Origin of the sequence: Anaerotignum sp., assembly GCF_017483025.1 — a bacterium.
Taxonomy (GTDB): Bacteria; Bacillota; Clostridia; order Lachnospirales; family Anaerotignaceae; genus Anaerotignum_A.
Window position 1 is genome coordinate 19,929 of sequence record NZ_JAFUMA010000016.1, and the last position, 7,287, is coordinate 27,215.

The following is a 7,287-nucleotide window of genomic DNA, read 5'->3' on the forward strand; positions in this document are numbered from 1 at the left end:
TTAGAGAGGAGGAATTTTCAATGGCAAAAGTTTTAATGAAAGGCAACGAAGCAGTTGGTAAAGCGGCTATTGAGGCAGGTTGCAGATTTTTCATGGGCTACCCCATCACTCCTCAGTCCGAAGTACCTGAATATTTATCCAATGAATTACCTAAAGTAGGCGGCACATTCGTTCAGGCTGAATCTGAAGTTGCTGCGATCAACATGGTATACGGTGCAGCAGCAGCCGGCGCAAGAGTTATGACAAGCTCTTCTTCCCCTGGTATCGCTCTGAAACAGGAAGGTATTGGCTACATCACAAACGCTGGCCTGCCTGCAGTCATCATCAATATGATGAGAGGCGGCCCGGGCCTGGGTACAATTCAGCCCGGTCAGGCAGACTATAACATGACAGTAAAAGGCGGCTCCAACGGTGACTACCACAACGTAGTTCTGGCTCCCGCATCCGTACAGGAAGCTGTTAACATGGTTATGGAAGCATTCGATATCGCTGACCAGTACTGTGTTCCCGTAATCGTTCTGGCTGACGGTCTGATTGGTCAGATGATGGAACCCGTAGAATTCAATTACGTTCCCAGACCTAACCTGCCTGAAAAGAAATGGGCTCTGGTTGGTCACTGGGGTGCTGAAAGAAGCAACATTAAAAACCTGGTTATCGAACCCGATGAATGTGAAGCTTGGAACCACCAGCACTTTGAAGTATACAAACAGATCCTGGCTAATGAAGAAGCTTGGGAAGATTATCTGATGGAAGATGCTGAATATGCATTCGTATCCTATGGTACAGCTTCCAGAGTTGTTAGAACAGCAATCGGCTACCTGAGAGCAGAAGGTTACAAAGTAGGTATGATCAGACCTAAAACACTGTGGCCTTTCCCTCAGAAAGCATTCGACAAATGGGATGCACAGGTTAAAATGTACCTGGATGTAGAAATGTCCATGGGTCAGATGGTTCAGGACGTTGCTTACGCATGTAACGATAAAAATAAAGTTGTATTCCACGGCAGAACAGGCGGTAACGTTCCTACTGTAGATGAAGTGGTTGCATTTGGTAAAGAAATCATGGGAGGTGACAAATAATGGCAGTTGTATTTGAAAAAACAAAAGGTTTAACAGACGCGAAATTGCATTATTGTCCCGGTTGTGGTCACGGTATCGTACACAGACTGGTTGCAGAAGTTCTGGAAGAAATGGGCGAACTGGGTAACTCTATCGTAGCAGTTCCCGTAGGTTGTTCCGTATTCGCTAATAACTACTTCAATATCGACGCGATCCAGTCCGCACACGGTCGTGCTCCCGCAACAGCAACAGGTATCAAGAGAGTTCGTCCCGAACAGCTGGTATTCACATACCAGGGCGATGGTGACCTGGCTTCCATCGGTACATGCGAAATCATCCATGCAGCAGCTCGTGGTGAAAAGATCACAACAATCTTTATCAACAACGGTATCTACGGTATGACAGGCGGCCAGATGGCTCCTACAACACTGCCCGGCATGAAAGCTACAACAGCTCAGAAAGGCCGTGACCCTCAGATCAACGGTAACCCTATCCGTGTTTCCGAAATGCTGTCTTCTCTGACAGGTCCCGCATACATCGAAAGAGTATCCATTTCCACACCTGCTCAGGTTACACAGGCGAAAAAAGCAATCAGAAAAGCATTCGAAATCCAGAAACAGGGTCTGGGCTTCACATTTGTAGAAGTTGTATCCACATGCCCTACAAACTGGGGTGTAACACCTGTGAAAGCTATGGAATTTGTAAGAGAAAAAATGATTCCTTACTATCCTCTGGGCGTATTCAAAGATATTACAGTAGAGGAGGGCAAATAATATGAGTACATTTTCTTCTATCATTGCAGGTTTCGGCGGTCAGGGCTCTCTGCTGATGGGTAAAATCATGGCATACGCTGGTATGCTGGAAGGCAAAGAAGTATCCTGGTGCCCTTCTTATGGTCCCGAAATGCGTGGCGGTACAGCTAACGTAAACGTTATCATTTCCGATGAAAACGTTGGTTCTCCCGTTGTTACAAAAGATGCTGACTGCATCGTAGCACTGAACCAGCCTTCCCTGGATAAATTCGTTGACGTTGTAAAAGTAGGCGGCTCTCTGGTTATCAATGCTGACCTGTGCACAGCTGGCGAAGTAAAAGAAGGCGTTAAAGTATACGCTATTCCCGCTAACACAATCGCTGCGGAAAACTTTGGCGGTTCCAAACTGGCTAACCTGGTTATGCTGGGTGCTGTAGTTTACGCTACAAACGCAGTGAAACTGGAAGGCATGGACGATACATTTGCACATGTATTCGAAGGCGGCAAAGCAAAATTCATCCCCGACAACAAAAAAGCTTTCGAACTGGGCTACAATTTTGCTAAAAATCTGTAATCCAAATTCATATGCATTACATAACCCTCTGGAGGAAACTCTCCGGAGGGTTTTTCTATATAAAAAATGATTTCGCTATTTCTTATAAATTGCATTTGTGGTATACTTACAAATAAGTATGTAATCGTGAAAAACCATGAAGGGGAGTGCAATACATGAAAAACAGAGTGAAGATTTCCATCGACGGAAAAAGCTTTACACTGGTAGGCGAAGAATCTGAAGAACATATGCGTCAGGTGGCATCTTATATCGATGAAAAAATGGCGGAGGTGCGCGAAAAAGCCATTGCCGTTACGCTGGATTCCAGCCTTGCCTATGTGCTGACTTCCATCAACGTGGCAGATGATTATTTCAAGGAAAAAGCCTATACCGCAGAACTGGAAGGCAGACTTATCGGCATGACAGCCAGAGTGGAAGAACTGGTTGCAAAGCTGGAAGAAGCAGAAAAAGCAAGAGATGAAGCGGAAAATAAACTGGATGAATATACGCTGGCCATGGAAAATGGCAGTGGCGTGCAGCTGCAGATGACTTCTTCCAAAACAAGAAGAGGAAAAAAATAAACGAGAATACATAGGAAAGAGTGGAATGCCGTAAAAAACGGTCAAATCTGCTCTTTTCGTTTAAATATAATAGTTTGAAAAAAGAAAGGAGACTACTATGTCCGTAATGAATAAACCGGAACTGCTTTCTCCCGCAGGCTCTATGGATAGCCTGAAAGCGGCGGTAAATTGTGGCTGTGACGCGGTCTATCTGGGCGGCAAACAGTTCAGCGCCAGACAGTATGCAGGTAATTTCGATTTGAAGGAACTGGAAGAAGCCTGCGATTACTGCCACCTGAGAGGGGTAAAGGTATACGTAACAGTCAATACTGTTTATAAAGAGGAAGAACTGAAAGGATTTGTGGAATATATCAAACATTTGTATGAAATGGGCGTGGATGCCCTTATCATGCAGGATGCAGGGGCAGCAAAACTGGTGAAGGAACACTTCCCCGATTTCCCTCTCCATGCCAGCACACAGATGACTTGTAATTCCCTTGCTGACGTAAAATACTGGGAAAGTCAGGGCTTTAACAAAATTGTTCTGAGCCGTGAACTTTCTGTGGAAGAAATCAAACACATCACAGAAAACGTGGATGCAGAAATCGAAACTTTCGTCCATGGTGCGCTCTGCGTTTGCTATTCCGGTCAGTGTATCATGAGCAGTATCCTTGGCGGCAGAAGCGGTAACCGTGGTCGTTGTGCCCAGACATGCCGTCTGCCTTATACATTATATAAAGGATATGAAAACATTGAAGAAGGCTATCTGCTTTCTCCAAAGGATGTAATGACCATCAATATCCTGCCTCAGCTGATCGAAGCAGGTATCGCTTCCCTGAAGATTGAAGGCAGAATGAAGAGCCCTGAATACGTGGCAGGGGTAACTGGTATTTATAGAAAATATATCGATAAATATTTCGAAGATCCTGAAAATTACGAAGTGGAATCAGCCGATATCAAAGCACTGAATCAGTTGTTCAACCGCGGCGGCTTCACAGATGGCTATTATACTTCCTTTGCGGGCAGAAATATGATGAGTATCGAACGTCCTAAGCCCTGGGGGCTGAAGGTAGGTATCGTTGATAAATATCTGCCCAAGCATAAAAAGGTGACCATCCGTACCAGAGAACCACTGGTGCCCGGCGATGGTCTGGAAATATGGACACAGGAAGAACCCCATGTTGGGACAAATGTTTCCAAACATTCCAAGGCTGGTGAAGTTATCACGATCACCATGGAAGGGGATATCAATAAAAACGACGTGGTTTATCGTACCTTTGGCAAGGCGCTGAACGATGAACTGAAAAAGACTTACGAAAAGGATACAAGAAAACTGCCTATTTATGGCATGCTCCGTGTAAAAGAGGGCGAACCCATTTCTCTGCAGCTGTGGGATAATGGCGGCAACAGCGTATTTGTCAGCGGTGCAGTGGTGGAACCTGCAGGCAGTTCTCCAATGCTGCCCATGAAATTGCGCGAAAACATCAGCAAAATGGGGGCGACTCCTTTCGTTTTGGAAGACCTGCAGACAGATATCGATAAATATATCTATGTGAATGTCAGCGAAGTAAACCGTGTGCGCCGTGAGGCCTGCGAAGCACTGGAGGCTGCTATCCTGAAAAAATCCAAACGTAAGGCAAAAGGCGATGCGGTTTATGCAAAAGCGGAAAAACAGCCCATGCAGCTGCGCAAAAAACTGACAGCGGTCGTTATGACACTGGGTCAGCTGGATGCAGTGCTGCAGGCAAAAGGCATCTGCAGAGTATATTATGAAGCATCTGCAGACCTGGAAAAGAATCTGGAAAAAATCGTGGATAAATGTCATAAGAAGGATGTTACATTGTATGCAGCCCTGCCCAGAGTGGCGAGAGAGTGGAATGCGGAACAGGAACAGCCTATGATCGACAATCTCATCAACAGTGATATCGATGGTTTCCTGGTTCGCTCTGCAGGGCAGTTCGATCAGGTGAAAAACAGCGGTAAAAAAATCGTTGTGGACTACAACCTGAATGCCATGAACCGCCAGACAGTGGAATACTGGAAAGAACAGGGCGCAGATAATGTTTGCCTGTCTGTAGAAGCAAATCTGCAGGAAATCAACCAGATGGGCGATAAGGACTGCGAAATGGTAGTTTACGGCTATCTGCCTCTGATGAAAACACAGCAGTGCCCTATCGGTAATTATGCCGGCGGCAAGGATGGCCATAAATATTGTTCTGAAAGAAATAATGAAGACCTGTATTTCCTGCGTGACAGAAAAGGCGTGAAATTCCCTCTGATGACAGACTGCGAACGCTGCGTCTGCACCATCCTGAATGGCAAGCCTTTGTTTACGCTGAAATTCTACGATGAAATCCTGGAGAGCACCACAGGTCTGGTTCGTCTGGACTTTACAAAGGAAGGCCCCGGCAGAGCCGAAAGAATTGCGAAAGCTTATGGGGAAATGACAGCGGATGCGGAACGCATGAGCCCTGCGACCCGTAACCTTTTGGGAGAAATGAGCGAAAAAGGCAGTACAAAAGGACATTTCTTCCGCGGAGTGGAGTGATTTGAATGTTTGATTTGATCATCATGCTGAGCAGATATCTGTTCATCTTCTATATCGTCCTGTTTTTGTGGCAGGGCATCGTCTATATCGCCTATGAGCAGGGAGGCTTTTTGGGCAGCCCCTATACAGCGGTGTCCATGCAGCGGCGGGTCATTATTTTGATGCACGTGACAGCATTTTTGATCCTTGGATATAATCGGGAAACCTACATGTTTGATATCACCACACTTATCTTCGGCGCGGTTTCCTTCCTATTTATATTGTTTGCAGTGAAACTTCTGGATAGGTTCTATTACGAAGGCTGCCCCCTGGTTTGGACAGGGATGCTGTTTTTGATGGACCTAAGCCTAATCGTTTTGCAGCGGGTAGAACCTAGTCTGGCCCACAGACAGCTGCTATGGATGTGCATTGGTTTGGTGGGAATGTCTTTCCTGCCAACCTTCTTCCGGCTCATTCCAAGATTCGAGGTCTTCGAATGGGCGTATATCATCGGTTGTTATGTACTGCTGCTGTCCACCAGATTTTTCGGTGTTGCAAAGGGCGGCTCCACCAACTGGCTGGCCATCGGTTCCATCACCTTCCAGCCTTCGGAAATTGCTAAATTCCTGTTTATCTTTTATCTGGCCAGCGTGTTCCGCAAAAGGGTAGAGTGGAAGCAGTTTTTGACGACAGCCATTTTAAGTGCAGGCTTGGTGCTGTTGCTGGTGCTGCAGAAAGACCTGGGCAGTGCGCTGATCTTCTTTATGACTTATATGGTCATGCTCTATATCGCTACATCCAATGAATTTTTGTTCCTTCTGGGGATGGGTGCCGCCAGCGTGGCGGCGATGGGCGCCTATAAGCTGTTCTCTCATGTGCAGGTTCGTGTGGCGGCATGGCAGAACCCTTGGGCGGATATTGATGCGGGCGGCTATCAGATCGTCAGCTCCCTCTTTGCCATTACCACGTGGGGGCTGTTCGGCAGCGGCCTGACAAAAGGTATGCCCAAGAGTATTCCTGTTGTGGAAAGCGATATGATCTTCGCGGCGATCTGCGAGGAATTTGGTGTGATTTTTGGTGCAGGTGTTATCGGTATTTTTATTATGATCTTGTACCGCGGCGTGCGTATTGCTTTGGACTGCAACCGCCGTTATTATAGTATCCTTGCCGCAGGGGTAACGACTATGATCTCCTTCCAAGCTTTCATTATCCTGGGCGGCGTCATCAAGCTGATCCCTCTGACAGGTGTGACTTTGCCATTCGTCAGCTACGGCGGCAGCTCTGTTCTGGTCAGTCTGATGATGATCGGACTGCTGCAGTGGGTATGTGTTTATTGTGAGCAGCATGCCCAGCAGGAAATGGAACAGCAGAGAATGGCGGAACTGCAGATGGGAGGTGGCAGACATGAGTAATATGAAGCGAAGCATGCGTCGCGTCTTCTGGCTTTTGGCGTTGTGTTTCTTCCTATTATTAGGCTATCTGGGGAAACTGGTTATCGTAGACAGAGCAGAGATTTCCGGTAATGCCTATAACAGCCGCCTGCGTTATGTAGATGAAACCATCAAACGTGGTGACATTCTGGACAGGGATGGCGAAGTTCTCGCCACCAGTGTTTTGCAGAATGACGGCACATACAGCAGAGAATATCCACGTGCCCGTATGGCGGCTCACATCACTGGTTACAGCAGTGTGGGCAAGACTGGCGTGGAAGCGGCGGAAAACTTTGAACTGATGCGTCTGCATAATGAATTGTTTCAGCGTGTCAGTGGTATTATAAAGAAAACAGAATTGCAGGGTAACAGTGTTGCTCTTACGGTAGATATGGATATTCAAAGCA

6 protein-coding genes and 1 pseudogene are annotated in these 7,287 nt (G+C 46.6%); all 7 read left to right on the top strand.

The annotated features are described in order from the left end of the window. Window positions 1–20 precede the first annotated feature (20 nt). The gene (vorB, locus tag IJ369_RS01615; RefSeq protein ID WP_290715227.1) at window positions 21–1,079 is read left to right on the top strand and encodes a 3-methyl-2-oxobutanoate dehydrogenase subunit VorB; all 1,059 of its coding nucleotides are present in this window, start codon (window positions 21–23) and stop codon (window positions 1,077–1,079) included. Beyond that, window positions 1,079–1,831, top strand: a complete 753-nt coding sequence (locus IJ369_RS01620) for a thiamine pyrophosphate-dependent enzyme (protein ID WP_290715229.1) — start codon at window positions 1,079–1,081, stop codon at window positions 1,829–1,831. Before vorB ends, IJ369_RS01620 begins: the two co-directional genes overlap by 1 nt. Window position 1,832: 1 nt before the next feature. Further along, complete coding sequence (locus IJ369_RS01625; RefSeq protein WP_290715231.1) at window positions 1,833–2,384, top strand: 2-oxoacid:acceptor oxidoreductase family protein; 552 nt, start codon at window positions 1,833–1,835, stop codon at window positions 2,382–2,384. A gap of 155 nt (window positions 2,385–2,539) precedes the next feature. After that, complete coding sequence (locus IJ369_RS01630) at window positions 2,540–2,944, top strand: cell division protein ZapA (RefSeq protein ID WP_290715233.1); 405 nt, start codon at window positions 2,540–2,542, stop codon at window positions 2,942–2,944. A gap of 97 nt (window positions 2,945–3,041) precedes the next feature. Then, window positions 3,042–5,471, top strand: coding sequence for a DUF3656 domain-containing U32 family peptidase (locus tag IJ369_RS01635; protein ID WP_290715235.1), 2,430 nt, complete (start codon window positions 3,042–3,044; stop codon window positions 5,469–5,471). Between the two features lie 5 nt (window positions 5,472–5,476). Continuing rightward, window positions 5,477–6,862 carry an FtsW/RodA/SpoVE family cell cycle protein gene (locus tag IJ369_RS01640; RefSeq protein ID WP_290715237.1) on the top strand — a complete coding sequence of 462 codons (1,386 nt, stop codon included), beginning with the start codon at window positions 5,477–5,479 and terminating at the stop codon, window positions 6,860–6,862. Then, window positions 6,855–7,287 (top strand): annotated as a pseudogene (locus IJ369_RS01645) (hypothetical protein); the annotation flags it as partial. The gene IJ369_RS01640 and the pseudogene IJ369_RS01645, both read left to right, overlap by 8 nt.